Origin of the sequence: Agromyces atrinae, assembly GCF_013407835.1 — a bacterium.
In the GTDB taxonomy this organism is placed as follows: domain Bacteria; phylum Actinomycetota; class Actinomycetes; order Actinomycetales; family Microbacteriaceae; genus Agromyces; species Agromyces atrinae.
Map to the genome: position 1 here is coordinate 187,132 of NZ_JACCBI010000001.1, position 24,465 is coordinate 211,596.

Genomic DNA, 24,465 nt, shown 5'->3' on the forward strand with positions numbered 1-24,465 from the left:
ACTGGGGTAGGTCAGCGGTTGTCGTGACCGTCGCTGTGCTCGGGGCCGCGCTCGAAGACCTCGGGGTCAAGCACGAGCTCTTCGGCTTCGGCGTGATCGGTGACGACGTCGAGGCCCGCGGCCTCGGCCTTCCGCGCCTTGTGCATCGACTGGAAGTAGTGCCAGAGCGTCGGGATGAGCGTGATGACGACGGCACCGAGCAGGATGACGTCGATGTAGGACTGCACGAAGTCGGCGACGGGCGGGATGTAGCCGATGAGGAAGCCGAAGTACGTGAGGCCGACACCCCAGATGACGGCGCCGATGAAGTTGTAGAGCGTGTACTTCTTGTAGTTCATGTGGCCGACGCCGGCGGCGACGGGGGCGAACGTGCGCACGATCGGCACGAAGCGCGCGAGGATGATCGCGATGCCGCCGAAACGCTCGAAGAATGCGTTGGTGCGCTCGACGTTCTTGACGCTGAAGACGCCCGACTCTTTACGTTCGAAGATGCGTGGGCCGGCCTTGTGGCCGATCAGATAGCCCACCTCACCGCCGACGAAGGCCGCGAGGCCGATCGCGAGACACACCCACCAGATGTCGACGCCGAACACGAGCGACGTGTGGGTCAGCAGGCCCGAGATGACGAGCAGCGTGTCGCCCGGCAGGAGGAACCCGACGAGCAGCCCGGTCTCGGCGAAGACGATGAGACAGACGACGACGAGGGCCCAGGGGCCGGCCGCCGAGATGATCGTCTCGGGGTCGAGCCAGGGGATGAGGGCGGTGGGCATCATGGGGGGAGGCTCCAGTCATCGGCAGGAACGCGGCGGACCCCGGCGAGGTCGACACGGATGCCGCGTGCGAGCAAACCCGGAGGCTCGTGACGCGCCGCGGGCGCGTAGGTGAGTCTACCGATTCAGCTGGGTAGACCCTATGGGGGAAATCCCCCCGATCAGGCGGCGAGAGCGTCGAAGAGGGCGCTGTTGAATCGGAACGACGCGCGGACCTCGGTGATGAGGGCGTCGACCTGCTCGGGCGCGAGTGCGAGACCGTTGATTCCCTCGCGGTACGTGCGCTTGAACGGCACCGGCGCGATGCCCTCGAACCGGTAGAACGAGAGCTGCTCGGGGGTCGCGCCGTAGTGGCGGGCGACGAGGGCGGCGATCGCCTGTCCGCCCGAGAGGTCGCCGAGGTAGCGCGTGTAGTGGTGCGCGAGGTAGAGCACGTCGTCGTCGGCGATCGCGCGGAGGTGGTCGGCATAGGCCTGCGTCGCGGGCAGTGCCGGGTGAGTCTCGCGCCAGTCGGCGGCACCGAGCGCGACGAGGTCGCTCTCGATCGAGGCGAAACGGTCGAGCTCGGCCGTGAAGATCTCAGGGTCGTCGGCACGACGCGTGCGCGACTCGAGCGCCTCGTACACGTAGGCGTACTGAGCGAGGTAGCGGGTGTAGTCGTCGAGCGACAGCTCGCCCTTCATGAGGCGCGTCACGAAGCCCCGCGACTCGGCAGCCTTGTGGTCGTCGGCGGAAGCGGCACGGATCAGCGCGGCGACGTCGAGGAGGTCGTCGGTGGTCTCGGTCGGGGGAGCGATCGTCATGGCAGGCCTTCGCGTTCGGTGTTAGGTCTGCCTAACATCCTAGGCGGACGCTTCCCTCCGCGTCACCTCGCCCGTGGCATCCCTTCGGGGGTCAGCCCTTCGCAGGCGGCTCGCCCGGTCGTACCGCGGCGGTGTCGGCGATGTCGATGCGCTTCACTCCGTCATCTTCCGTCACGGTGATGCGCGGGGCGGCGTCGCTCTCGCTCGCCTTCGGCGCCGTCGTGAGCTGGTCGTGGCGCTTCTCTTCGGGGGTCATGTCGGTCATGTCGCGAGCGTAGGCCGAACGGATGACACGGCATCACCCCTTGACAGAGGCGGTTCGGTCTCGGGCGGGCGTCGGCGCGCCGCGCTACACTCGCCGGATGTTCCAGGGATTCGCCGGATGGCACCTCATCATCGTGATCGGCGTGCTGCTGCTGATCGTCGGTATCGCCGCGATCATCATCTACGTCGTCACGCGCAGTCGAGCCGTGACCGACCAGACGACATCTCCCCAGGCGATGCCGCAATCGATCGAGAGTCGCCTCGCCGAGCTCGAGTCGCTCCGCACGCGCGGCGTGATCTCCGACGACGAGTACGCGCGGCAGCGCCGGGTCATCCTCGGCGAGATCTGAGGCGTCACGTCGCTCAGTTCAGTGGGTGCGGGAGAAGGGACTTGAACCCTCACGCCGAAGCACAGGAACCTAAATCCTGCGTGTCTACCAATTCCACCACTCCCGCGAGTGCGTCGATAGTCTACGGCGGCCCTCGCTCCCGATGAGGCATCGCAGCCGCCGAGGCCGAATTCTCGCATCGCTGTCACATTTCGGTCGTGGGCGGCAACATACAGAGTGTGGGGAACATCACCGGGGGAGATGAGACGCGTATGACACGTCGGGGCATGACGACGCAGACGAAATGGTGGATCGGGGTTCTCGCGGTGGGGCTCGGTGTCGCCGTTGCCGTGCCGGCGGTCGCCGTGTCGACCTGGGTCGCTCGCACGGGAGTGATGGGAGATCCGTCCTCGAGCACAGAAGAGGATGACTCGGAGTGGCTCGATATCGCCGCGCCCGACGCTCCCGCGGTGATCGTCGAGGCCTACCCGACGTACCTCACCCTGCCGGAGGGAGTCTCGCCGAACGCCGCGATGGAGGACGTCGCGCGCATCTTCGACAGGATGAGCGCCGAGGCCGGCGGTCAGGCCCGCGCCCAGGACGGGCTCGTCACGCAGTCGTACGAGTCGTTCGCGTACTGCGCGTGGATCGTCGAGTGGCTCGGCGCCGAGAGCGCAGCGGATGACGCGCGCTTGAGTACCGCGGTCGACTGGCTGAGTACGCCCGAGAGCTTCCCCGCGATCGCGGCCGCCGATGGGGGCGGAGTCGTCGACGCGATACTCGGGTTCGCTCAGTCTGCGCGCGACGGCGATCGTGCGGGCGTCGAGAAGGGGTACCAGCAAGGCGCATGCACGGGGCGGGTCGACCTCCCCACGAGCTGACGAGCGAAGGCCCGGATCGCGCAGATTGCCCTGTGGATAACCGTCTGGGCGTCATCCTGCTCGCTCAGGATGGTCGTCATGGGTGGGGAGATTCTGGCGATCGCCGAGCAGGTGCGGTCGCGCGTGCGACGCGACGGCGTCGATCTGTCGGGCGACGATGCGGCGGCTGAGCGATACGTCGCCGACGCGGTTCGGGCGTACAGCGAGCGCGCGCTCGCCGGAGCGCACGACACCCTTCCCGACGAGGCCGAGACCGCGCGCGCGGTCGTCGCGTCGCTGACCGGGTACGGGCCACTGCAGCCGTTCCTCGACGACCCCACGATCGAGGAGATCTGGATCAACGGGCCGACGCGCGTCTTCGTCGCACGGAACGGCGTGCCCGAACTGACTCCGCTCGTGCTCGCCGAGTCCGAGATCCGCGATCTCGTCGAGCGCATGCTCCAGGCCTCCGGGCGCCGGGTCGATCTCTCGACGCCGTTCGTCGATGCATCGCTGCCCGACGGATCGCGCATCCACGTCGTCATCCCCGACATCACGCGCGACCACATCTCGGTCAACATCCGCAAGTTCCACCGCCGCATCGGCGATCTCAGCCGCCTCGTCGCTCTCGACTCGCTGACGCAGCAGGCGGCCGAATTCCTGCGCATGAGCGTGCTCGCCGGGCTCAACATCCTCGTCTCCGGGGCGACGCAGGCGGGCAAGACGACGCTCGTCAACGCACTCCTCTCGGGTGCACGTCCCACCGATCGCATCGTCACCGTCGAGGAGACGTTCGAGCTCGATGTCGCCGCGCGTGACGTGGTCGCGCTGCAGTGCCGACAGCCCAGCCTCGAGGGCACGGGCGAGATCACGCTGCGGCGCCTCGTGAAAGAGGCGCTGCGCATGCGCCCCGACCGCCTCGTCGTCGGCGAGGTGCGGGAGGCCGAGAGCCTCGACCTGCTCATCGCACTCAACGCGGGCGTGCCGGGCATGTGCACAATCCACGCCAACACCGCGCGCGACGCGCTGACCAAGCTCTGCACCCTGCCGCTGCTCGCCGGTCGCAACATCGATTCCGCGTTCGTCGTGCCGACGGTCGCGACGTGCGTCGACCTCGTCGTGCACTGCCGCATGGAGAGGGGCGGCCGGCGGCGAGTCAGCGAGATCGTCGCCCCGAGCGGGCGACACTCGGGGTCAGTCATCGAGGCGAGCCCCATCTTCGCGCTCGACGGGGGAGAGCTCCGCGCGACCGGCGGGTATCCGGTGCGCACGGAGAAGTTCGAGGCCGCGGGCTTCGACCCCGCGATCGTGCTGTCAAGGCGATCGTGAACTCCATTGCGTGGGGCGCCGTGCTCGGCGTCGGCGCGCTGCTCATCGCGTCGCCGTGGCTCTGGCCGCACACGGGCGAACGGCGACCCGAGTCCCGTCCGATTTCCGTGCTGCGCACCGACCTCGCGCTCGCCGGGGTGAGTCGAGTACCGCCGATCGCGTTCCTGCTCATCTCGCTCCTCGTCGGCATCGTCGTCGCCTCCGTCGTCTTCGCGGTGACACTTGTGATGCCGCTCGCCGTTGCGGCTCTGCTCGTCGGCGGCACCTCACCCTGGTTGGTCGTTCGCGCGCGAGCGAATCAGCGGAGGGCGTCCCACCGGGGCGTGTGGCCTGACATCGTCGACCATCTGGTCTCCGCCGTCCGCTCAGGTCTCGCTCTGCCGGATGCCGTGATGAGTCTCGCCTCGGTCGGCCCGGAGGAGACCCGGGCGGAGTTCCGCCGTTTCGCGAGGTCGTATCGAGCGAGCGGCAACTTCTCGGCGAGCATCGATGAACTGAAGGACGGCCTCGGCGACGCGATCGCCGACCGCATCCTCGAGACATTGCGCATGGCGCGAGAGGTCGGCGGCAGCGATCTCGTCGCCGTGCTGCGGTCGCTCGCGGCCTACCTCCGTGAAGACCAGGCGATCCGAACCGAAGTCGCCGGCCGGCAGTCGTGGGTGACGAACGCGGCCCGGCTGGGCGTCGCCGCACCCTGGGTCCTGCTGTTCATGCTCGCGAGCCGTCCCGAAGCGGCCGTCGCCTACAACTCGCCGGCCGGAGCGACACTCATCGTCGGCGGCCTCGTGGTCAGCATCGTGGCGTACCGCATCATGATGGCGATCGGCCGACTGCCCGCCGAACGGCGGTGGTTCGGATGACGGCGAGCATCGCCCTCGCGATCGTGTGCGGCGCCGGTCTCGGCCTCGGGCTCTGGTCGATCGTGGCCGTCATCCCGAGGATCGGGCGGGCGCGACTCGTCGATCGGCTCGCCCCGTATCTCGTCGACACGTTCAACGAGGCCCGCGAGATGATGGCGCGGCGCACGGTGCACCCCGTGCCGGTGCTCGCGATCCTCGCGTCACCCCTCACCGGTTCACTCGGGGTGATCGCCTCGACGATCTTCGGTTCGGCGACCGTGACCGAACACCGTCTGCGGCAGGCGGGATCGCCGGTCACCGTGCCCCGATTCCGCGTGCAGCAGCTCGCGTGGGCCGGTATCGGTGTCGCGGCGGGCGCGGCGATCGCGCTCCTCCTCCCTGCGGCGAGTGCGCCGGGCGTTCTGCGCGTCACCGTGCCCGTGATCTTCGGCCTTCTGGGTGCGGTCGGCCGCGACCTCGTGCTGCAGCGCGCCGCGAAGAGCAGGCTGGCACGACTGTCGAGCGAGCTTCCGTCGGTCGTCGAGTTCCTGAGCCTGAGTCTCGCCGCGGGCGAGGGCATCGTCGACTCGCTCCGGCGGGTATCGCGGTCGAGCGGTGGCGTGGTCGCGGCCGAGTTCGCCGCTGTGATCTCCGCTGTCGGCAGCGGTGTGCCGATCATCACCGCACTCCGCGAGATGAGTGTCGCCATGGCGCATCCGGCTCTCACGCGCTGCGTCGATCAGATCGCCGGAGCACTCGAGAGGGGCACACCGCTTGCCGACGTGCTGCGCGCTCAAGCCGCCGACATCCGCGGCGAGGGCAAGCGACAGCTCCTCGAGACCGCGAGCAAGAAGGAGGTCGCGATGCTGTTCCCTCTCGTCTTCCTCATCCTGCCGATCACGATCCTCTTTGCCGTCTTCCCGGGCGTCATGGTCCTGCAGGCGGGGTTCTGACGACATGACGACCCGTTGCGCTCACCACGACTCACCGACCACCGCGCCGACCACCACAGCACCCACCACCACCGAGAGAAAGGGACCCACCCATGCTGAAAGCCGCACTCCGCGCCCGACCCCGATTCGCCGACGAGCGCGGCGACGTGCCCGGGTGGGTGCTGATCACGCTGATGACCGCGGGACTCGTCGTCCTCATCTGGGCGCTCGCGGGGCCGGCACTCACCAACGTCTTCAACGAGGCGATCGACCGCGTCATCAGTTTCTGACCTCCCGTCTGCTCACCGAGGATCGCGGGTCTGCGATCGCGGAGTTCAGTCTCGTCTCGGTGCTGCTCACGGCACTCGTGCTCGGAGTCGTGCAACTCGCCCTCGCACTGCACGTGCGCAATACGACGCTCGATGCGGCGGCGGAGGGTGCTCGGTACGCGGCCCTCGCCGATACCGGGCTCGACGCGGGAATCGAACGCACGAAAGACCTCATCGCGACGGCCGTCGGTCCGGCGTACACCACCGATGTCAGCGCCGCCTATGTCGAGTTCGCGGGAGTGCCCGCGGTCGGAGTGCGGGTCGTCACGAGCATCCCGCTCGTCGGCCTTCTCGGGGTCGAGAGGGGGTTGGATGTCTCGGGACACGCCGCACTCGAATCGATGGACTGAGCTCGCGCGCGGGGAGAGCGGTTCCGCATCGCTCGAGTTCGTCACCGCGGGTCTCATCCTCCTCGTGCCGCTCGTCTACCTCGTCGTCGCCCTCGCCCAGATCCAGAGCGGGGCGCTCGCCGTGGAAGGCGCCGCCCGGCAGGCCGCTCGCGCCTACGTGCTCTCCGACTCGGCGGAGCACGGCCGCGCGGCGGTCGAGCGAGCGCTCCACGTCGGCCTCGTGGACTACGGTGTCGACCCGGACACGGCCGATGCCGCGATCGAGTGCTCGCCGAACCCGATCCACTGTCTCGAGCCACGGTCGACGGTCGCGGTCGTCGTGCGCGCGAGCGTCACCTTGCCGTTCGTGCCTCCGGTGCTCGGGCTCGAGACCATCGCGTCGGTCCCGCTCGAGGCGAAGGCCACGCAGACCGTCTCGGTCTTCGGGGGTGGCAACCGATGACGAGACTGCGCGACGACGAGGGGTCGACCCTGCTCATCACAATCTTCTACGCGTTTGTCGGTCTCAGCGTCATCCTCGTCGTCGTCGCCGCGACATCCCTGTACCTCGAGCGCAAACGGCTCTTCACCCTCGCCGACGGTGCGGCGCTCGCCGCAGCCGAGTCGTTCGACCTCGACGAGATCAGCATCGACGGCGACTCGCTCGAGGTCGAGCTCACGAGCGATCGTGTCGCCCGCGCTACGACAGAACACCTCGCGATCGCGGCAACGCCCGACGACGCCATCGAGATCGTCGCAGCGACGAGTCCGGACGGGCAGAGCGCCGTCGTGACCCTCCGGTCGGTCTGGCGTCCACCGGTCGCGGGGGAGCTACTGCCGATCGAGATACCCGTGACCGTGACGTCGACGGCGCGGTCGGTCTTCGGCTGACCGACGGAGAGTGCTCAGCGCCGCTTCGGCACGTAGCGCGGCACATACCGCCACAGCAGGAACGCGCCGACGAAGCCGAGCACACCCATCGCGCCGACGCCGAGCGAGAGCGACGCGAGCGACGTCGCCGCCGAGATGACGAGGGGCGCACCTGCTGCGCCCGCATCGGTGATGAAGCGGAAGCCGCCGAGGAAGGGTGCCGGGTCGTCCGGGGGAGCGAGGTCGGCGCTCAGCGTCATCACGACGCCCGAACTCAGCCCGTTCGAGAGGGCGAGCACGACGGCGATCACGACGAACCACACCGCGGCTCCCTCGAGATCGTGCGTGAACGACAGGGTGAGGAAGCCGATGCCGAGACCGATCATCGCGGGGATCGCGCTCCACAGACGCCCGAACCGGTCCATGACGAGCCCGCTCACGTAGAAGAGCGCGAAGTCGATGCCGCCGGCGATGCCGATGATGAGGGCCGTATCGGCGGGCGAGATGCCGATCGAGACGGCCCACAGTGGCAGCACGACGGTGCGGCTCGCGCGGAGCGCCGAGATGAGACCTGCGGCCGTACCGACCCGGGCGAGCACGCCGCGATGGTGCCAGAGCGTCGAGAAGATGCCGCGCGACTCGGCCTCCACCTCGGCCTCACCCGTCGTCACGACCTCGCCGCTCGGCTCCCGCACGACCGGCGCGCGGCCGAACGTCGCCTCGGGGTCGGGAAGGAGGAGCAGCACGAGGATGACGGCGACGAAGCCGCCGACCGCGATCCAGAACACCGTCTGCGCCGAACCTGTGAGCCCGATGACGAGCGACGCGAGCAAGGGCCCCACGAACCAGCCGCCACGGAACACCCCGCCGAGCGTCGAGAGGGCGCGAGCGCGGTGGCTCACCGGAACGAACGTCGTGAGGAACGCGTGCCGCGCGATCGAGAACACCGCCGTCGCGATGCCGATCATGAGGATTCCGAGGCCGAGCACGAGCGGCGACGGCGCCGACACCGAGACGAGCACACCGAGCAGCGCGAAGATCGCGCCCCAGATCATCGCGTTCCGCTCACCGATCCGGCTCACGAGCCATCCGCTCGGGATGTCGCTGAGCAGCTGCCCCACCATGATCATCGCCGCGATGAGGCCGGCGATCGCGAGTGTCGCGCCGAGGTCGTCGGCGACGATCGGGATGATGGGGATGAGGGCTCCTTCACCGAGGGCGAAGAGGGCCGTCGGCAGGAATGCGGGAAGGATCACCGAGCGCCAGGAGAACCCGGGCGCGGCGGCAGTCACTCTCTCGATACTAGGCTGGACGGAACATGCTTGACTTCGACCTCTCCGACGAGATCGGCGCCCTCCGATCAACCTTCCGCGACATCCGGGCCGTCGTCGACGTCGACGCGCTCCAGAGCGAGATCGACCGCCTCAGTGAAGAAGCCGGTGCGCCCGACCTCTGGGACGACACCGACAACGCGCAGAAGGTGACGAGCGCCCTCAGCCACCGCCAGTCCGAGCTCGCGCGCATCACGGGCATCGACCGCCGACTCGACGACCTCGAGGTGCTCATCGAGCTCGCGAACGAGGCCGACGACGAAGAATCCGCCGAAGAGGCCCGCGCCGAGCTCATCGCCCTGCAGAAGACCATCGGCGAGCTCGAAGTGCAGACGCTGCTCGACGGCGAGTTCGACGAGCGCCCCGCCGTCATCACGATCCGCGCGGGAGCCGGCGGCGTCGACGCCGCCGACTTCGCCGAGAAGCTCATGCGCATGTACCTGCGCTGGGCCGAGAAGCACAACTACAAGGCGACCGTGATGGACACGAGCTACGCCGAAGAAGCGGGCATCAAGTCGGCGACGTTCGAGATCGACGCCCCCTACGCGTTCGGCACACTGAGCGTCGAAGCGGGTACGCACCGCCTCGTGCGCATGTCGCCCTTCGGTGCGGCGGGCAAGCGCCAGACGAGCTTCGCGGCCGTCGAGGTCATCCCGCTCATGCCCGAGACGATCCAGGTCGACATCCCCGAATCCGACATCCGCGTCGACGTCTTCCGGTCGTCGGGCCCCGGTGGTCAGTCGGTCAACACGACCGACTCGGCCGTGCGCATCACGCACCAGCCGACCGGCATCGTCGTCTCGATGCAGAACGAGAAGAGCCAGATCCAGAACCGCGCCGCCGCCATGCGCGTGCTGCAGTCGCGCCTCCTCCTCGTGCAGCGCGAGCAGGAAGCGGCCCAGAAGAAGGAGCTCGCGGGCAACATCACCGCGAGCTGGGGCGACCAGATGCGCTCGTACGTGCTCGCGCCGTACCAGATGGTCAAGGACCTCCGCACCGAGTTCGAGGTCGGCAACCCCTCCAACGTGTTCGACGGCGATCTCGACGGTTTCATCGCCGCCGGCATCCGCTGGCGGAAGCAGAAGACCGACTAGCGACTCGCCGAGAACGCGAGTCGCTCAGCACATTCGCGCTCCGGGTGCTTAGGCTCGACAGCGATGATCCGCTTCGACACCGTCACCAAGCAATACTCGGGCACCCAACGGCCCGCCCTCAACGCGATCACGATCGAGGTCCTCCGGGGCGAGTTCGTGTTCCTCGTGGGCGCCTCCGGTTCGGGCAAGTCGAGCTTCCTCCGGCTCATTCTCAAGGAAGAGAAGCCGACCAAGGGGCAGATCCACGTGCTCGGCCAAGACCTCGGCTCGATCTCGAGCCGCAAGATCCCGTACTTCCGCCGCAACCTCGGCGTGGTCTTCCAGGACTTCCGTCTGCTGCCGAACAAAACCGTCTACGACAACGTCGCGTTCTCGCTGCAGGTCATCGGCAAGTCGCGCGGCTTCATCCAGGAGGCCGTGCCCGACACGCTCAAGCTCGTCGGTCTCGACGGCAAGGCGAAGCGCTACCCCAACGAACTCTCGGGCGGTGAGCAGCAACGCGTCGCCATCGCGCGCGCCATCGTCAACAAGCCGCAGGTGCTGCTCGCCGATGAGCCCACCGGAAACCTCGACCCCACGACGAGTGCGGGCATCATGACGCTCCTCGAGCGCATCAACGCGAGCGGCACGACCGTCGTCATGGCGACCCACGAGGCCGGCATCGTCGACCAGATGAAGCGTCGCGTGATCGAGCTCTCGGCCGGCACGATCGTGCGTGACGAGCGTCAGGGCGGATACGCCACCCAGGCGATCCCCACCGTTCGCGAGGCGCGCCCCGACACGGAGCCGACGCCCGAGCTCGTCGTCGAACAGCCGACCGTCTCCGCCCCGAAGGTGCCGATCGCCGTCATGGAGCAGGCTCAGCCGCTCTACGTCGAGCCCGAGGCGACCGACGACGTGACGGATGCCGCGGCGGCCGTGACCGCGGCGGCGACGGCCGCGGTGCCGATCGTGCCCGCACCTCAGCCCGCGACCCCGACCACGGGTGCCATCACCCGACCCGTCCTGCCGGTGCCTACCGACCAACCGGAACCCGAACAGCTCTCCCTCGCCGAAAGACTCGGGCTTCGCGCGCCGGGCGGCAAACCGGGCGACGACGACCAGGAAGTGGGGCCCACGCGATGAGGTTCGCTCTCGTCTTGGGCGAGGCCGCGAACGGTCTGCGCCGCAATGCCTCGATGGTCGTCTCGGTCATCCTCGTCACCTTCGTCTCGCTCACGTTCGTGGGCACGGCCGCCCTGCTGCAGCTGCAGATCGGTCAGATGAAGAGCTTCTGGTACGACCGCGCCCAGGTCGCCGTGTACCTCTGCAGCTCCATCTCGCCCGAGATCGCGTGCCCCGACGGTGAGGCGACCCCCGAGCAACGCGATGAGATCGAGGCGCAGCTCGGATCACCGACGCTCGCTCCGTTCATCGACGAGTTCTACTTCGAAGACCACGACCAGGCGTACGCCAACTTCCAGGAGCAGTTCGAGGGCACGTCGGCCGCCGATTACGTCACGCCCGAGATCCTCAACGAGACGTTCTGGGTGAACCTCGTCGACCCGTCGCAGTCCGACGTGCTCGTCGAGTCGTTCAGCGGTGTCGCGGGCGTCGAGTCGGTGACCGACCAGAGGCGCTACCTCGATCAGATCTTCAACACGCTGAACGCGGCGAGTTTCACGGCGATCGGTGTCGCCGTCATCATGCTCGTGGCGGCCGCCCTCCTCATCGCGACGACGATCCGCCTCTCGGCGATCTCGAGGCGGAAGGAGCTCGGCATCATGCGCCTCGTCGGAGCATCGAACCGGTTCATCCAGACACCGTTCGTGCTCGAGGGCGTCTTCGCGGCGCTCTTCGGATCGATCCTCGCGAGCGGTGCGGTCGTCGCGATCGCGCACTTCTTCGTGCAGGGCTATCTCTCGCGCATCCTCGACTTCACGTCGTTCATCAACGTGGGTGATGCTCTGCTCGTCGTGCCCTTGCTCGTGGCGGTCGGTGTCGTGCTCGCCGCCTTCTCGGCGAACTTCGCGATCTCGCGCTATCTGAAGGTCTGATCGACCCGGACGGATGACGCGTGAGAACGCCGTGCACCAGTCATCCTCACCTCGGATAGACTGACAGGCTGCTCGGGGCTCGCCCGAGCGCAGAATCCAGGAGATCGACGTGCCCAGGGAACGCGGTGAGAAAGTGGTGGCCACCAACCGCAAGGCCCGCCACGACTACCTCATCGAAGATACGTATGAAGCCGGAATCGTGTTGAACGGTACCGAGGTCAAGTCGCTGCGCCAGGGGCGGGCGTCCCTCGTCGACGGCTACGGCTTCATCGAGGGCGGCGAGATGTGGCTCGATGCCGTGCACATCCCCGAGTACACGCAGGGCACGTGGAACAACCACGCGCCGCGTCGGAAGCGGAAGCTCCTGCTGCACAAGCAGGAGATCGTGAAGATCAGCCACAAGACGAAAGAGGGCGGCTACACCCTCGTTCCCCTGCGCATCTACTTCGCCGACGGCCGGGCCAAGGTCGAGATCGCCGTCGCCAAGGGTAAGCGCGAGTACGACAAGCGCCAGGCCCTGCGCGAGCGTCAGGACACGCGCGAGGCGCAGCGGGCGATCTCGAGCCGCAAGCACCTCGGGGAGTAGTCAGGCAAGCCGGGTAGGCTCGAAGCACGATGGAGACCTCACGACGAGTCCCGGTTCCCGGCACCTACAACTTCCGCGACGTGGGCGGGTTCGCGGCCACCGGCGGCACCGTCCGCCACGGCGTCCTCTTCCGCTCCGACGGCCTGCAGAACCTCGGTGAGGCGGGCCGCGAGAAGCTCATCGACCTCGGCGTCGGCATCATCATCGACCTGCGTGACGAGCCCGAGGCGGCGGCGATGCCCGACGATCTGGGCGGACTCGACGTCGAGGTGCTGCGCCTCCCGGTCTTCGAGGGATCGGGGGCCTCCCAGGGCGCAGGGGTCTCGCTCGCCGATCTCTACGCCCGCATCGTGACGCGCCACTCGGCGGTCGTGCTCGATGCCCTGCGTGAGATCGACACGTCGCACGGCCGAGCCATCGTCGTGCACTGCACCGCCGGCAAGGACCGCACGGGCGTCGTCATCGCGCTCGCCCTGCTCGCCGTCGGCGTCGACCGCGACGACGTGCTCGACGACTACGCGTTGACCCAGGCGAACCTCGCGGGGGAGTGGCTCGAGAGCATGGTCGCCCTTATCGGCACGTACGGGGTGCCCGACACCCCCGAACTCCGCACGCTCATGGGCGGCAGCCCGCGCGAAGCGCTCGAGTCGACGCTCGACCTCATCGACCGCGAGTACGGCTCGGTGCGCGAGTACCTGCTCGCCTCGGGGTTCACCCTCGACGAACTCGCGACCCTCGAGAACGTGCTCGTCGAGAAGGCCTAACTCGCCTCGAAGCGTGCGTGCACGCTCGCCGACACGGTGATGTCGCCGGGGCGGAGCGCGAAGCCGCCCGCACTCATGTCGGCGTTCCGCATGGCTGCGACCAGCTTCGGCTGCCCGGCGGGCCCGGGTTCGATGCCGAGCAGGCCCGCGTCGCCGATCGCGACGGCGGTGACGGTCGCGAGACCGAGGCTCTCGGCATAGACCTCCGCCGAACGGATGGCTGCCGCGACGGCATCCCTCTGGGCAGCGGCCCGAGCGGACTCGCGCGTGTCTCTGGTGAGCGACCACTCGATCGACGGGATCTCGACGCCGTCGAGGGTCGCGACCTGGCCGAGCCACGACGACAGGGCGTCGATATCGGTGAACTCGGCGCGGATGCCGGCGGAGGCGGTGTACACGAGATCGAGCTGTGCGCCGTCGGCGTTCCACGGTCGCTGCGCCGTGACGTGCACGCGATCGCTCGAGTGTGAGGCGACGGCGGGCGTCGCCGCGGACTGCAGCACCTCGAGCCCGGCGAGGACCACGGAGTGCACGCCTCCCGCACGACTGAGCACGACGTCGCGGTCGGGTCCGTCGATCGAGACCGTGAGATGAGCAGTGGCCACCTCGGCCGTATGGATCGACTCGGCTTCGCCCGCCACGGTGATCGTCGTCATGTCGCTCCTCACGGTCTCGCAAGGGAATGGCTATCCGCCCCGCGCTGTTCTAGACTGTAAGGCCGCGCACGATTTGTCGAGTGCGGCACACAACTCCACAGTGCGACAACGGCCCACTCGAGGGGATGATCGGTTTCGACATCGTCTATGTACCTGCGAGAAGCGGGCCGAGGATGCAGGGTTATCTCGTAAACGATCTCTGCAAAAATATAACTGCCAATAAAAAGCAGTCTGACTTCGCCCTCGCTGCCTAAGCGAGCCCGATAGTCCGTCAGTCCGGGGGTGTTCCCGCTCCGGTCACTGGCGTCATTAAGGGAACTTGCTTCACGTCGATGTCTGAGCGACGTGCGGGACTTTAATCAGGCTGGGCCCGTCGACCTAGGCGCCTGTGGCAAAGGTCGGGGCCGAGTAGAACGCTTGCACAGGCTACGCCCGTAGAAGGCGCAGAATCACAGCGATGGACGGGGGTTCAATTCCCCCCATCTCCACCACCGGCCGTTGTCGCACTGCAGAGTCAGAAGAGGGTCGCCCGCGGGCGACCCTCTTCTGCGTGCGGCGGGCGAACGGTCATCCGCCCGTCGCGACTACCGTGCGGCGCCCGCGAGGCTGCCGGTGATCTGCTCGCCCGAGACCTCGTAGATCACGCACGAGACGGTGCGGTCGTCGATCTCGTTCCAGCCGGCCTCGGTCGGCGTGTACGGGTAGAAGTCGAGCGTCGAGTCGGCGTAGGGGAAGCCGACGAAGGTCTCGAACTCGGCGGCGCAGCGCGTCTGCGACTCGGTGAGGATCGCTTCGTCGCCCGGCCACTCGTCGCCCTCGAGCTGGAAGTCGAAGTAGACCTCTTCGTCGTGCGGCTCGGAGCAGGGGACCGTCGGCACCTCGGAGACCTCGGCGTCGGTCACCTCGTTGAGGCAGTCGCCCACGGCGATCGTGAAGACATCGGCCTGGCCGCCCTCGACGATCTCCTGAGTCTCGTCGTCGCGCTGCGCCTGCTCCTTCGGCAGGAGGCCCTCAATGGCGCTGCAGCCGGAGAGGGCGAGGCCGATGGTCGCGGCGGCGGCGATGAGTGCGATGCGCGCGGGGAAGCGGTTTCTGGTCACGTGAAGAGTCCTCTGGTTTCGTGTAGGGACGGCCGGGAGAAGCGCGGTTCACGAGTGAAACGTGAAACCGACCACCAGATGCTATCGGATCGTGTCGCCCTTTTGGGGGACACGCTCGTGATGAATCGGTGAACGCGGGGCGGTCAGCGCAGTGCGTCGAGGGCGACGTCGTGCAGGAGCCCGTTCGTCGCGAGCGAGTTGCCGTGCCAGGGCCCTGGCTCGCCATCGACCGAGGTGAACCGGCCGCCGGCCTCCTCCACGACGATCGCGACGGCGGCGAGGTCGTAGGGCTTCACGTCGAACTCGCCCGTGATGTCGATGAGCCCCTCGGCGAGCAGCATGTACGACCACATGTCGCCGTAGGCCCGGTCGCGCCACACTCGGCGCGAGAGCGCGAGGAGGCGGTCGAGGTAGCCCGCGTCATCCCACTGGGCGAGGCTCTGGAAGCTCAGCGAGGCGTCGCCGAGCTCACCGACGCCCGACACGCGGATGCGACGGGGAGCGCTGTCGTCGGCCGTCGCGCCCGCTTCGGCGACGGATGACGTCGTCCAGGCGCCCGACCCCTGCGAGGCCCACCAGCGGCGATCCATGGCCGGAGCGCTCACGACTCCCGCGACGACCTCGCCGTCGATCGCGAGGGCGATGAGGCTCGCCCACACGGGCACGCCGCGCAGGTAGTTCGCCGTGCCGTCGATCGGGTCGATGATCCACTGCCGACGCGAATCGCCCTCGACGCCGAACTCCTCGCCGAAGATGCCGTCGCCCGGGCGTGCGTCGGCGAGACGATCGCGGAGTGCGCGTTCGACGGCCAGATCGGCCTCCGTGACGTAGGAACGGTCGGGCTTCGTCGAGACCTCGAGGTCGCGAGCGCGGAAGTGCTCGAGCGAGATCGCGTCGGCCAGATCGGCGAGTTCGAGGGCGAGTCGGAGGTCATCGGAGTGCGCGTCGGTCACCCGTCGAGGCTACCGGCTGACACGCCGCGGCGCCGATTGGCGCTCAGCCGTATTCGGGTGCTAACGTAGACCCTCGTTCGCCTCGGTGAATGAAATGCACCTCTAGCTCAATCGGCAGAGCAACTGACTCTTAATCAGTGGGTTCTCGGTTCAAGTCCGAGGGGGTGCACTGAACGCCCCGAACCTCTCGCCAGGTTCGGGGCGTTTCTTCGTTTCGAGAGCGATCGGCTCGCGTCATCCGTTCGCGGATCGCGCTCCTACGCGGCCCGATCCTCGACGACGAGCCGCGACGTCGGAAGCGCTTCGGGGTGCTCCTGCTGCAGCCACGTCATGAGCTTCTCGCGCACCTCGCAGCGGAGGTCCCACTGGTCGCCCGAGTCCTTCGACGACATGACGAAGCGCACGGTCACGAATCCGCCGACCGAGTCGGTCACGAGGGCGCTCGCGGCGCGGCCGTCCCACGCGGGGGAGGCCTCGACGATCGCGTGGAACTTTGCTCGCACGGCGTCCATCGGAACCCGCCAATCGAGGTCCATGAAGACCGTGCCGAGGATCTTGTCGGAGCGCCGCGTCCACGTCTCGATCGGCGTCGTCGTGAAGTAGTTGCACGGCACGACGAGGCGCCGTTCGTCCCAGATGTAGACGACGACGTACGAGAGGTTGATCTCGCCGACGCGACCCCACTCGCCCTCCACGACGACGACGTCGCCCACGCGGATCGCGTCGGTGAAGGCGACCTGTATGCCCGCGATGAGGTTGCCGAGGATCGACTGCGCCGCGAGACCGGCGATGATGCTGACGATTCCGGCCGAGGCGAGGAGGCTCGTTCCGACGGCGCGCATCTCGGGGAACGTGAAGAGCACGGTTCCGAGGGCGATGATCGCGATGAGCACGAGGGTCAGGCGATGGATGACGAGGAGCTGGGTTGTCCTCCGCCGTGACTCGGGCCCCGTGAGCACCTTCCGCTCGTGGCCCATGAGGCGCTCGAAGCCGAACGAGGCGAGAGCGGCGAGCAGCCAGGCGCCCGAGAGGATCGTGGCGATGAGGAAGAGGCGAGAGACGACGGGCCACCAGCCCTGTGCGGCGACGACGCTCGTCGAGCAGGCGATCCAGACGGCGACGATGCCGGTCACGACGAGGCCCGCATTCCGTGCGCGACGCCCGAGATCTCGGATCCAGGGCACCTTGCGGCTCACGAGGATGACAGCGGCGCGGACGAGCGCGACGGCGGCCGCCGCCCCGACGAGTGCGAGGAGCACGGCCACGACGGCGCCGGCCCAGGAGTCCCAATCGATGGAGAAAGGCATCACTCCACCGTAGGTCGGGTGCTCCGTGAATGCACACCCGCCGAGGCGTCAGAGGGTGACCGGCGTGAACTCTCCGGGAAGGAGGTCGAGCTGGCGGGGCGCGTCGCCCGTCAAATCGAGCGACGCGAGATCCACCACGACGGGCGTCGGATTCGACTGGATGCGGACGATGTAGCGGCGCGCGCTGAGGCTCGCGATGCTCACCCACTTCGTCTGGTCGTCCTGCTCGACGCCCGTCGCGGCCACACCCGTCATCATGCCGACGGGGATGTCGAAGTTGTTGAGCGCGTGCAGTGTGAGGTGCTCGAGCTCTGTCGCATCGGCGGGCTGCTCGAGGGTCATGACGTACGCGGCGGCGCGGAGGAAGCGTCGAACACCTCGGCGACGGTCGCGCTCGTCGTGAGTGCGTAGGCGACGGCGTCGAGCACGTCGAGGGTCGACCCGGCGTTGTCACCCGGCTGCTCGTACGAGGCGAAGCCCGGCATGTAGAGGGCGCCCGCGTAGAGGCCGGCCTCGTTCATGCCGTCCGTCAGCAGGTGGGCCTGCCCGATCACGTCCATGCCGACGACCCCGTACCGCGTGGTCCATGAGACGCCAGCGCCGCTCGGAGCCGTCGACGTCAGCGTGAGGCCGCCGGGGATGACGGTGAGCTTCGCGCCGAGCATGTCGGGGACCTCCATCGTGCGTCCGACGCAGACGCTGCCGTCGTCGGCTCTCAGCTGGAAACTCGTGCACATGGCGTCGCCTCTCCGAGCACCCCGTGGTGCGTCGGCGCCATGCTATCGGCTGGCGTCGCGGGTTCTCAGGCCGCCGAGTGGATCGGCGTCTGCGGGAAACCGGCGACGGGCGCGATGTCGGGCTCGCGATCGGCGGCATCCGTGTGCACGACGAGCGGGGCCGGCGTCCAGCCGAGGGCGAGGGGTTCGGCGCCCGCGGCGACGCGCTGGGCCGAGCGGTCGGCGAGGTAGGCGTGCGTCAGTTCGGCGGCGATCTGATGCGTCAGCATCGCGTGGAAGATCTCGTCGGTGTCGTCATCGGTGCGGCGGACGAGGGTCCACTGACCGTGTACGCCGATGATGTCGGCGAGGCGCGAATTGACGAGATCGAAGAGCTGTTCGCCGGAGTATTCGTTGACGACGGGAACGGGGCTCACTTCGGCTCGCTGTCGTCGGCGACGTCCGAACATGGCGACCCCTCTCGTTCGGTGGTTCAACTGCCCCTCAGTCTCGCGGAATTCCGCTGTGATCGGGGGAGACACGCCGCCGGAGGGCTCGGGGTGTGAGTTATTCTCCGATTTCGCCGTCGCGGGCGTCTTCGGCGACTGTTCCGATGGCGACGGCGAGGCTCGCGGCCCACGAGACCCACATGAGGAGCAGGCGCCAGTCGCGCGGTCCGCTCGCGGTCGACTTGATGACGCCGATCCCGCTGAAGATCGCACCGAGAACGGCTCCGCTGAAGAGGTACTTTCGCATGGGTCAACGCTACCTGCCCGTATCGCTCCGCTGAGAGATCCCCGAGAGTCTGACCGATCGTGCAGGAACTGACCGATCGGTCAAGTTAGCCTCGATCCATGCCCTCTGTCGATTCCAGTACACGTCTGCGCGCGCACGACGAGCTCCGCCTGATCGCGATCGAGCAGTTCGCGACCGTCGGCTTCGCCGGGGCGTCGCTGCAGCAGATCGCCGACATCGCCGGGTACTCCAAGTCGAGCGTGCTCTACCACTTCGCGTCGAAGGAGGCCCTGCTCGAGGCCGCGATCGCTCCCGCCGTCGACGCCCTCGAGGTGCTCTTCTCGGAGTACATCGCCGCCGGGCGCTCCGACGAGGCGCGAGCCGCGTTCATCGAACAGTTCGTCGACTTCCTCATCCGCCACCGTCTCGAAGTGCACACGTTCATCAATCAGGGCAGCTCGCTCCGCGGCATCCCCATCATCGATCGGGCCAACGCGGTCGTCGCCGCACTCGGCGACGCCGTCTGCGACGAACACGCCTCGACGGTCGACCGCATGCGCTTCGGCGTCGCCCTGGGCGGTGCCGCCTTCATCCTCGTCGCCGACATGACGTTCCCCGACCTCGGCGACATCGTGCCCGTCGACGACGCCCGCGACGCCCTCATCACCGTCATCGGCGAGCTCCTCGCCCTCATCAACCGATAGGACCACCGTGGCCCTCCTCCTCCATCGCCTCGGCCGTTTCGCCTTCCGCCGCGCGTGGCTCGTCATCGTCACCTGGCTCATCGCTCTCGGCGCCCTCGTCGGTCTCGGCGTCGGTCTCGGCGGCCAGCCGCAAGAGTCGTACGCGATCCCCGGCACCGAGTCGCAGCTCGCGATCGACCACCTCGCCGCCGTCTTCCCCCAGACGGCCGGCGCGTCCGCCAAGGCCGTCGTCCAGGCTCCCGAGGGCGACTCCGTCGAGGATGAGCCCTACCGCGAGGCGATCGTCGACCTCGGTGCGGCCCTCTCCGAGGTCGACGGAGTCGAGAGCGTGCTCACGCCCTTCGACGAGTACGCGGGCAAGCAGATCTCCGACGACAGCCGCACCGCGTTCGTGCAGGTGCAGTTCGACGGCCAGACGACCGACGTCACCGACACGATGATCGACGAGGTGGTCGCGACGGCTCCGATCGCCGAAGATGCGGGCCTCACGATCGCCTACGGCGGCGAGGTGTTCCAGGAGACGGCGTTCGGCCTCACCATCACCGAGGCCCTCGGTGTGCTCTTCGCCGGAGTCGTGCTCGTCATCACCTTCGGGTCGCTCCTCGCCGCGGGAATGCCGCTCCTCACCGCCCTCGTCGGTGTCGGAGCCGCGTTCGGCGGAATCTCGATCGTCTCGGCGTTCACGACCGTCTCGAGCTCGGCCCCCATGCTCGCGGTCATGCTCGGGCTCGCGGTCGGCATCGACTACGCGCTCTTCATCCTGTCGCGGCACCGCAACCAGCTCGCGAAGGGCATGGACCCGGAGGAATCCGCTGGTGAGGCCGTCGCGACGGCGGGAAGCGCGGTCGTCTTCGCCGGCATCACGGTGATCATCGCCCTCCTCGGTCTGCTCGTCGTCGGCATCCCGTTCCTCAGCGTCATGGGCATCGGAGCCGCCTTCGCCGTGCTCCTCGCGATCATCTGCGCCGTCACGCTCCTGCCCGCCCTCCTCGGCCTCGCCGGCACGCGCCTCGTCCCGAAGGCCGGCAGCCGCGCGTCGCGCCGCGCCCTCGCGACGGATGACGGCAGCAAGCCGACCCTCGGACGCCGGTGGGTGAACCTCGTGCTGAAGGCCCCCGTCGTCGCGGTGATCGCCGTCGTCGGCATCCTCGGCACGGCCGCGATCCCCGCCCTCAGCCTCGACCTCAACCTCCCGACCGGTGCGGCCGAGCCCGCCGGCTCGACGCAGCGCGAGGCCTTCGAACTCATCGACACGGGCTTCGGGCCGGGCTACAACGGCCCGCTCATCGTCACCGTCGACATCACGCAGACGACCGACATCTTCGACGACCTCGACGACATCGCTGCCCGCATCGGCGACCTCGACGGCGTCGCGAACGTCGGCGACGCACTGCCGAACGAGACCGTCGACACGGCGATCATCCAGGTGACCCCCGAGACCGCTCCCGACGACCCCGCGACGAAGGATCTCGTGCAGGCGATCCGCGACCTCGCGCCGTCGATCGAGGCCGACCTCGGCACCCCCATTGCCGTCACGGGCTACACGGCCATCTCGATCGACATCTCCAACCGGCTCTCCGACGCGCTCGTGCCGTTCGCGCTCATCGTCGTCGGCCTGTCGATCCTGCTGCTCATGATGGTGTTCCGCTCGCTCTTCGTGCCCGTGAAGGCGGCCCTCGGCTTCCTCCTCTCGGCGTTCGGAGCGATCGGAGCGACCGTCGCGATCTTCCAGTGGGGCTGGTTCGCCGACCTCCTGCACATCGAGCAGCCCGGGCCGATCCTCAGCTTCCTGCCGATCCTCCTGATGGCGGTGCTCTTCGGTCTCGCGATGGACTACGAGGTGTTCCTCGTCTCGGGCATGCGCGAGGAGTACGTGAAGACGGGCAAGGCGCGCGAGTCGATCGTGCACGGCTTCCAGCACGCTGCACGTGTCGTGACGGCCGCGGCCCTCATCATGTTCTTCGTCTTCTTCGCCTTCGTCCCCGAAGGGGCGGGCGTCATCAAGGGCATCGCCTTCGCGCTCGCCATCGGTGTCGCCTTCGACGCGTTCCTCGTGCGCATGACACTCGTGCCCGCCGCGATGGCCCTCGCCGGTCGCGGCGCGTGGTGGCTGCCGAAGTGGCTCGACCGCCTGCTGCCGAACGTCGACATCGAGGGCGAGGGGCTCCGCTCCCACCTCGACGACGTCGAGTGGGCGACCGGCCAGCGCGGAGCGATCTCGTCGGAGGGCGTCGTCTTCGGTCTCGCCGAGGCGCCGATCGGTCCGATCGATGTCTCCGTCGAGGCGGGCTCCGTGCTCGTCGCGGCGGGCGCACAGACCGAGCGACGCGTCGTCGCGGCGACCCTCGGCGGACGCTTCGCACCGGCATCGGGTCGCTTGCAGGTGCTCGGGCTCGCGCTTCCCTCGCAGTCGAGTGCGGCGCTCCGCCGGGTCGCCCTCGTCGACGTCTCGTCGGGGGAGTCCGCCGCGGGCGCGCTCACGGTCGGCGAAGTCATCAGCGAACGCGTCAGCGCGTCGGGCGCGTGGTACGCCCTCGGCCGCTCGGCGGGCACCGTGCGCACCTGGTCGTCCCGGCTCGCCGAGGCGCTCGGTGAGCCGAGCGTCGGCGAGACGACGAGCCTCGCCGCCCTCAGCCCGGTCGGGCGTGCAGCCGCGCTCATCACGGCCGCCCTCGCCGAGAAGCCGGGCGTGCTCGTCGTCGAACTCGGCGACGACGAGCCGACGGATGCCGGTGGCCGACGTCTCTCGAACGTGCTCGACCGCCTCCTGCCGTCGACGACGACACTCGTGCTGCTGATCGGCGAGAGTTCGATCACCACGGGCGACATCGGCGCACGCGACATCCATTCCCTCGATCTGTCCTCGTACTCCCGGAAGGCGGCACTCCGATGACCGCACGACTCGAACGACTCCTCGGCCGCACGCCGGGGCAACGCCGCGGCCGCATCGCCGTGATCCTGGCTGCGGTCATCGCGGTGCCCCTCGGTGTCGCCGGCATCGTGTCGGGAGCGATCGGCGGTGACGGCAGCAGGCTCGAGGCCGTGCCGGCGATCGTCGTCAACAACGACACGATGGTGACCATGACGGGCGCCGACGGCGAAGAGACCCCCATCCTCGCTGGCCGCCAGCTCGTGACCGAGCTCACGTCGCCCGACGTCGAGGGCTTCCGCTGGACGATCTCGAACTCCGACGAGGCCGCTGCGGCCCTCCGCGACGGGGGAGCGTACGCCGTGCTCACGATCCCGTCCGACTTCTCGGCGTCGGTCACGTCGCTCTCGGGCGACGCCCCGACTCAGGCCGACCTCTCGATCGTCACAGACGATGCGCACGCCTACCTCGCGGGCTCCGTCGCCCAGTCGGTGGGCGACGCGATGTCGACGGCGTTCGGTCGTGAGATCACCGCCCAGTACCTGACGGGCTTCTACGAGAACCTCGCCGGGGTCGGCGGTTCGCTCTCGGATGCCGCCGATGGCGCCACACAGATCTCCTCGGGTGTCTCGTCGCTCGCGAGCGGACTCGGCGAGCTCTCCGCGGGAACGGCCGAAGCGGCATCCGGTGCCGCCGGTGCCGCGTCGGGTGCGCGCGACTTCGCGTCGGGCGTCACGACCTACACGCAGGGCGTCGATACGCTCGCGGGCGGCGTGGGCCAACTGCAGCAGCAGGCGGGCGGGCTCTCGGGGCTCACCGACGGGGTGTCGTCGTACGTCGGCAACGTCGCCGCGGCGAGTGCGGGGTACGCGCAGCTCTCACGAAGTCTGCAACCGCTCCTCGCCCTCGACCCGTCGGGTCAGGCTGCCGCCGGCGTCGCCGAGTTCGGCCAGGGCCTCTCTGCGCTCGCCGCGGGTGGCGACCAACTCGTCGCGGGAACCGCTGCGGGCGTCTCCGAGCTGCAGGGCGGCATCGGTCAGCTCGCGACCGGCGCCCAGCAGCTCTCCGCCGGGTCGGCCGCCGTGCGCGACGGCGGGAACGCGCTCGCCTCCGGCGTGTCGGAGCTCGCGAGCGGGCTCGACACGCTCGCCACGGGTACTTCCGCGTCGGCGACGGGCGCCCAGCAGCTCTCGGGCGGCGCGACCGAACTCGCCTCCGGATTGACGACGGGAGCCGAACAGGCTTCCGTGCTCGGCGACATCGACGCGGAAGCGACGGCGGACGTCGTCGCAGAACCGGTCACGGTCAGCGCCGAGCGTGAGAACCCGATCGACTCGCTCGGCGGCGTCGTGGGAGTGCTCTTCCTGCCGGTGAGCCTCTGGATCGGCGCGCTCGCGATCTTCCTCGTCTTCCGACCGGTCACGGTGCCCGCACTGCAGAGCACCGCGAGCACCGCGCGCATCGTCGGTCGTGGCCTCCTCCGTGCCGGTCTCGTCGCGCTCGCCCAGGTCGTTGCCGTCGTGGCCCTCCTCCACACCGCGCTCGGCGTCTCGTGGACCCTGTTGCCGCAGACCCTCGCGTTCGCCGCCGTCATCGCCCTCGCCTTCACGGCGGTGCACTACGTGCTCACCGTCTGGCTCGGCCGAGCAGGCCTCATCGTCTCGCTCGTGCTGCTGACGCTGCAGATCATCGCCGCGGGAGGCCTCTACCCGGTCGAGATGTTGAGTGCGCCGGTGCAATTCGTGAGTCCGCTGCTGCCGCTCACGTGGGCCGTCTCGGGCATGCAGGCGATCATCTCGGGTGCGGGGGGCGCCGCGGCGTCCGCAGCGCTCCTCGTCGTGTTGGCCCTCGTCGCCGCGCTCATCGCGCTCGCCGTCGTCGGGAAGAAGCGCGGCGCGCGGAGCTTCGGGTTCGCCGCCGCCGTCCTCGGCTGACGCGACCGGATGGGCGTCGGATCGCG

29 protein-coding genes, 2 tRNA genes and 1 other RNA gene are annotated in these 24,465 nt (G+C 68.7%); 19 read left to right on the forward strand and 13 right to left on the reverse strand.

From position 1 onward, the window contains the following. Window positions 1-11 precede the first annotated feature (11 nt). The 3 genes from BJ972_RS00810 to BJ972_RS00820 all read right to left on the reverse strand — a co-directional run bounded on the left by BJ972_RS00810 (window position 12) and on the right by BJ972_RS00820 (window position 1,838). The gene (locus tag BJ972_RS00810) at window positions 12-773 is read right to left on the reverse strand and encodes a DedA family protein (protein ID WP_129176496.1); all 762 of its coding nucleotides are present in this window, start codon (window positions 771-773) and stop codon (window positions 12-14) included. Between the two features lie 158 nt (window positions 774-931). After that, window positions 932-1,573, reverse strand: coding sequence for a biliverdin-producing heme oxygenase (locus tag BJ972_RS00815; RefSeq protein ID WP_129176498.1), 642 nt, complete (start codon window positions 1,571-1,573; stop codon window positions 932-934). Window positions 1,574-1,664: 91 nt separating this feature from the next. Beyond that, window positions 1,665-1,838, reverse strand: a complete 174-nt coding sequence (locus BJ972_RS00820) for a multidrug transporter (protein WP_129176500.1) — start codon at window positions 1,836-1,838, stop codon at window positions 1,665-1,667. A 97-nt stretch (window positions 1,839-1,935) separates the two neighbouring features. Between BJ972_RS00820 and ccmI the strand changes: the two genes are divergently transcribed. Next, complete coding sequence (gene ccmI, locus BJ972_RS00825; protein ID WP_129176733.1) at window positions 1,936-2,187, forward strand: c-type cytochrome biogenesis protein CcmI; 252 nt, start codon at window positions 1,936-1,938, stop codon at window positions 2,185-2,187. A 26-nt stretch (window positions 2,188-2,213) separates the two neighbouring features. Here ccmI and BJ972_RS00830 read toward each other — a convergent pair. Continuing rightward, a tRNA-Leu gene (locus BJ972_RS00830) sits at window positions 2,214-2,293 on the reverse strand. 160 nt (window positions 2,294-2,453) lie between these two features. Between BJ972_RS00830 and BJ972_RS00835 the strand changes: the two genes are divergently transcribed. From BJ972_RS00835 to BJ972_RS00870, 8 genes are all read left to right on the forward strand, one after another. Further along, a complete protein-coding gene (locus BJ972_RS00835) occupies window positions 2,454-3,047 on the forward strand; it encodes a hypothetical protein (RefSeq protein ID WP_129176502.1) in 594 nt (197 codons plus the stop codon). Between the two features lie 78 nt (window positions 3,048-3,125). Continuing rightward, the gene (locus BJ972_RS00840) at window positions 3,126-4,355 is read left to right on the forward strand and encodes a TadA family conjugal transfer-associated ATPase (RefSeq protein WP_179419907.1); all 1,230 of its coding nucleotides are present in this window, start codon (window positions 3,126-3,128) and stop codon (window positions 4,353-4,355) included. After that, on the forward strand, window positions 4,352-5,215 hold the full coding sequence (locus BJ972_RS00845) for a type II secretion system F family protein (RefSeq protein WP_241830879.1): 864 nt from the start codon (window positions 4,352-4,354) through the stop codon (window positions 5,213-5,215). Before BJ972_RS00840 ends, BJ972_RS00845 begins: the two co-directional genes overlap by 4 nt. Then, window positions 5,212-6,147 (forward strand): type II secretion system F family protein, encoded by a 936-nt coding sequence (locus tag BJ972_RS00850; protein ID WP_129176506.1) that lies wholly within the window; start codon window positions 5,212-5,214, stop codon window positions 6,145-6,147. The genes BJ972_RS00845 and BJ972_RS00850 overlap by 4 nt, the downstream gene beginning before the upstream one ends. Before the next feature lie 92 nt (window positions 6,148-6,239). Further along, entirely contained in the window at window positions 6,240-6,416 is a 177-nt protein-coding gene (locus BJ972_RS00855) for a hypothetical protein (protein ID WP_164989974.1), read from the forward strand. A 35-nt stretch (window positions 6,417-6,451) separates the two neighbouring features. Further along, window positions 6,452-6,805 carry a TadE/TadG family type IV pilus assembly protein gene (locus tag BJ972_RS00860; protein ID WP_277871237.1) on the forward strand — a complete coding sequence of 118 codons (354 nt, stop codon included), beginning with the start codon at window positions 6,452-6,454 and terminating at the stop codon, window positions 6,803-6,805. After that, the gene (locus tag BJ972_RS00865) at window positions 6,768-7,247 is read left to right on the forward strand and encodes a hypothetical protein (protein WP_129176508.1); all 480 of its coding nucleotides are present in this window, start codon (window positions 6,768-6,770) and stop codon (window positions 7,245-7,247) included. Before BJ972_RS00860 ends, BJ972_RS00865 begins: the two co-directional genes overlap by 38 nt. Further along, window positions 7,244-7,675: a pilus assembly protein TadG-related protein gene (locus BJ972_RS00870; protein ID WP_129176510.1), complete on the forward strand. Its 432-nt coding sequence runs from the start codon at window positions 7,244-7,246 to the stop codon at window positions 7,673-7,675. The genes BJ972_RS00865 and BJ972_RS00870 overlap by 4 nt, the downstream gene beginning before the upstream one ends. Window positions 7,676-7,689: 14 nt before the next feature. Here BJ972_RS00870 and BJ972_RS00875 read toward each other — a convergent pair whose 3' ends face one another. Beyond that, the gene (locus tag BJ972_RS00875) at window positions 7,690-8,946 is read right to left on the reverse strand and encodes an MFS transporter (RefSeq protein WP_241830881.1); all 1,257 of its coding nucleotides are present in this window, start codon (window positions 8,944-8,946) and stop codon (window positions 7,690-7,692) included. 26 nt (window positions 8,947-8,972) lie between these two features. On the opposite strand from BJ972_RS00875, the gene prfB reads away from it, so the two are divergent. From prfB to BJ972_RS00900, 5 genes are all read left to right on the forward strand, one after another. Beyond that, window positions 8,973-10,079, forward strand: coding sequence for a peptide chain release factor 2 (gene prfB, locus BJ972_RS00880; RefSeq protein ID WP_129176512.1), 1,107 nt, complete (start codon window positions 8,973-8,975; stop codon window positions 10,077-10,079). A gap of 63 nt (window positions 10,080-10,142) precedes the next feature. Next, window positions 10,143-11,204 (forward strand): cell division ATP-binding protein FtsE, encoded by a 1,062-nt coding sequence (ftsE, locus tag BJ972_RS00885; RefSeq protein WP_129176514.1) that lies wholly within the window; start codon window positions 10,143-10,145, stop codon window positions 11,202-11,204. Beyond that, complete coding sequence (gene ftsX, locus BJ972_RS00890; RefSeq protein ID WP_129176516.1) at window positions 11,201-12,115, forward strand: permease-like cell division protein FtsX; 915 nt, start codon at window positions 11,201-11,203, stop codon at window positions 12,113-12,115. Before ftsE ends, ftsX begins: the two co-directional genes overlap by 4 nt. Window positions 12,116-12,224: 109 nt before the next feature. Continuing rightward, window positions 12,225-12,701: an SsrA-binding protein SmpB gene (gene smpB / locus BJ972_RS00895; RefSeq protein WP_129176518.1), complete on the forward strand. Its 477-nt coding sequence runs from the start codon at window positions 12,225-12,227 to the stop codon at window positions 12,699-12,701. Window positions 12,702-12,730: 29 nt separating this feature from the next. Continuing rightward, window positions 12,731-13,465 (forward strand): tyrosine-protein phosphatase, encoded by a 735-nt coding sequence (locus BJ972_RS00900; protein ID WP_129176520.1) that lies wholly within the window; start codon window positions 12,731-12,733, stop codon window positions 13,463-13,465. Here the strand turns inward: BJ972_RS00900 and BJ972_RS00905 are convergent. After that, the gene (locus tag BJ972_RS00905) at window positions 13,462-14,121 is read right to left on the reverse strand and encodes an SIMPL domain-containing protein (protein WP_129176522.1); all 660 of its coding nucleotides are present in this window, start codon (window positions 14,119-14,121) and stop codon (window positions 13,462-13,464) included. The two genes, BJ972_RS00900 and BJ972_RS00905, sit on opposite strands and share 4 nt — an antisense overlap. A gap of 121 nt (window positions 14,122-14,242) precedes the next feature. On the opposite strand from BJ972_RS00905, the gene ssrA reads away from it, so the two are divergent. Continuing rightward, window positions 14,243-14,612: a transfer-messenger RNA gene (ssrA, locus tag BJ972_RS00910) on the forward strand. Window positions 14,613-14,705: 93 nt separating this feature from the next. On the opposite strand, the gene BJ972_RS00915 is transcribed toward ssrA, so the two are convergent. Continuing rightward, entirely contained in the window at window positions 14,706-15,221 is a 516-nt protein-coding gene (locus BJ972_RS00915) for a septum formation family protein (RefSeq protein ID WP_129176524.1), read from the reverse strand. Window positions 15,222-15,364: 143 nt separating this feature from the next. Beyond that, entirely contained in the window at window positions 15,365-16,174 is an 810-nt protein-coding gene (locus BJ972_RS00920; RefSeq protein ID WP_129176526.1) for an inositol monophosphatase family protein, read from the reverse strand. Window positions 16,175-16,270: 96 nt separating this feature from the next. Here BJ972_RS00920 and BJ972_RS00925 point away from each other — a divergent pair. After that, window positions 16,271-16,343 (forward strand) — tRNA-Lys (locus tag BJ972_RS00925). Between the two features lie 88 nt (window positions 16,344-16,431). Here BJ972_RS00925 and BJ972_RS00930 read toward each other — a convergent pair. The 5 genes from BJ972_RS00930 to BJ972_RS00950 all read right to left on the reverse strand — a co-directional run bounded on the left by BJ972_RS00930 (window position 16,432) and on the right by BJ972_RS00950 (window position 18,953). Continuing rightward, window positions 16,432-17,481, reverse strand: a complete 1,050-nt coding sequence (locus tag BJ972_RS00930) for a mechanosensitive ion channel family protein (protein ID WP_129176528.1) — start codon at window positions 17,479-17,481, stop codon at window positions 16,432-16,434. A gap of 48 nt (window positions 17,482-17,529) precedes the next feature. Then, on the reverse strand, window positions 17,530-17,823 hold the full coding sequence (locus BJ972_RS00935; RefSeq protein WP_129176530.1) for an Ntn hydrolase family protein: 294 nt from the start codon (window positions 17,821-17,823) through the stop codon (window positions 17,530-17,532). Further along, window positions 17,820-18,218 carry a linear amide C-N hydrolase gene (locus BJ972_RS00940; protein ID WP_129176532.1) on the reverse strand — a complete coding sequence of 133 codons (399 nt, stop codon included), beginning with the start codon at window positions 18,216-18,218 and terminating at the stop codon, window positions 17,820-17,822. Before BJ972_RS00940 ends, BJ972_RS00935 begins: the two co-directional genes overlap by 4 nt. A gap of 65 nt (window positions 18,219-18,283) precedes the next feature. Continuing rightward, window positions 18,284-18,634, reverse strand: coding sequence for a hypothetical protein (locus tag BJ972_RS00945; protein WP_129176534.1), 351 nt, complete (start codon window positions 18,632-18,634; stop codon window positions 18,284-18,286). Between the two features lie 130 nt (window positions 18,635-18,764). Beyond that, a complete protein-coding gene (locus BJ972_RS00950) occupies window positions 18,765-18,953 on the reverse strand; it encodes a hypothetical protein (RefSeq protein WP_129176536.1) in 189 nt (62 codons plus the stop codon). A 98-nt stretch (window positions 18,954-19,051) separates the two neighbouring features. On the opposite strand from BJ972_RS00950, the gene BJ972_RS00955 reads away from it, so the two are divergent. The 3 genes from BJ972_RS00955 to BJ972_RS00965 are packed head-to-tail and all read left to right on the forward strand — an operon-like array spanning window position 19,052 to window position 24,439. Beyond that, window positions 19,052-19,636, forward strand: a complete 585-nt coding sequence (locus tag BJ972_RS00955; protein WP_129176538.1) for a TetR/AcrR family transcriptional regulator — start codon at window positions 19,052-19,054, stop codon at window positions 19,634-19,636. A gap of 7 nt (window positions 19,637-19,643) precedes the next feature. Continuing rightward, entirely contained in the window at window positions 19,644-22,529 is a 2,886-nt protein-coding gene (locus BJ972_RS17615) for an MMPL family transporter (RefSeq protein ID WP_129176540.1), read from the forward strand. Further along, entirely contained in the window at window positions 22,526-24,439 is a 1,914-nt protein-coding gene (locus BJ972_RS00965; RefSeq protein WP_129176542.1) for a YhgE/Pip family protein, read from the forward strand. The genes BJ972_RS17615 and BJ972_RS00965 overlap by 4 nt, the downstream gene beginning before the upstream one ends. The last annotated feature ends 26 nt before the right edge of the window (window positions 24,440-24,465 follow it).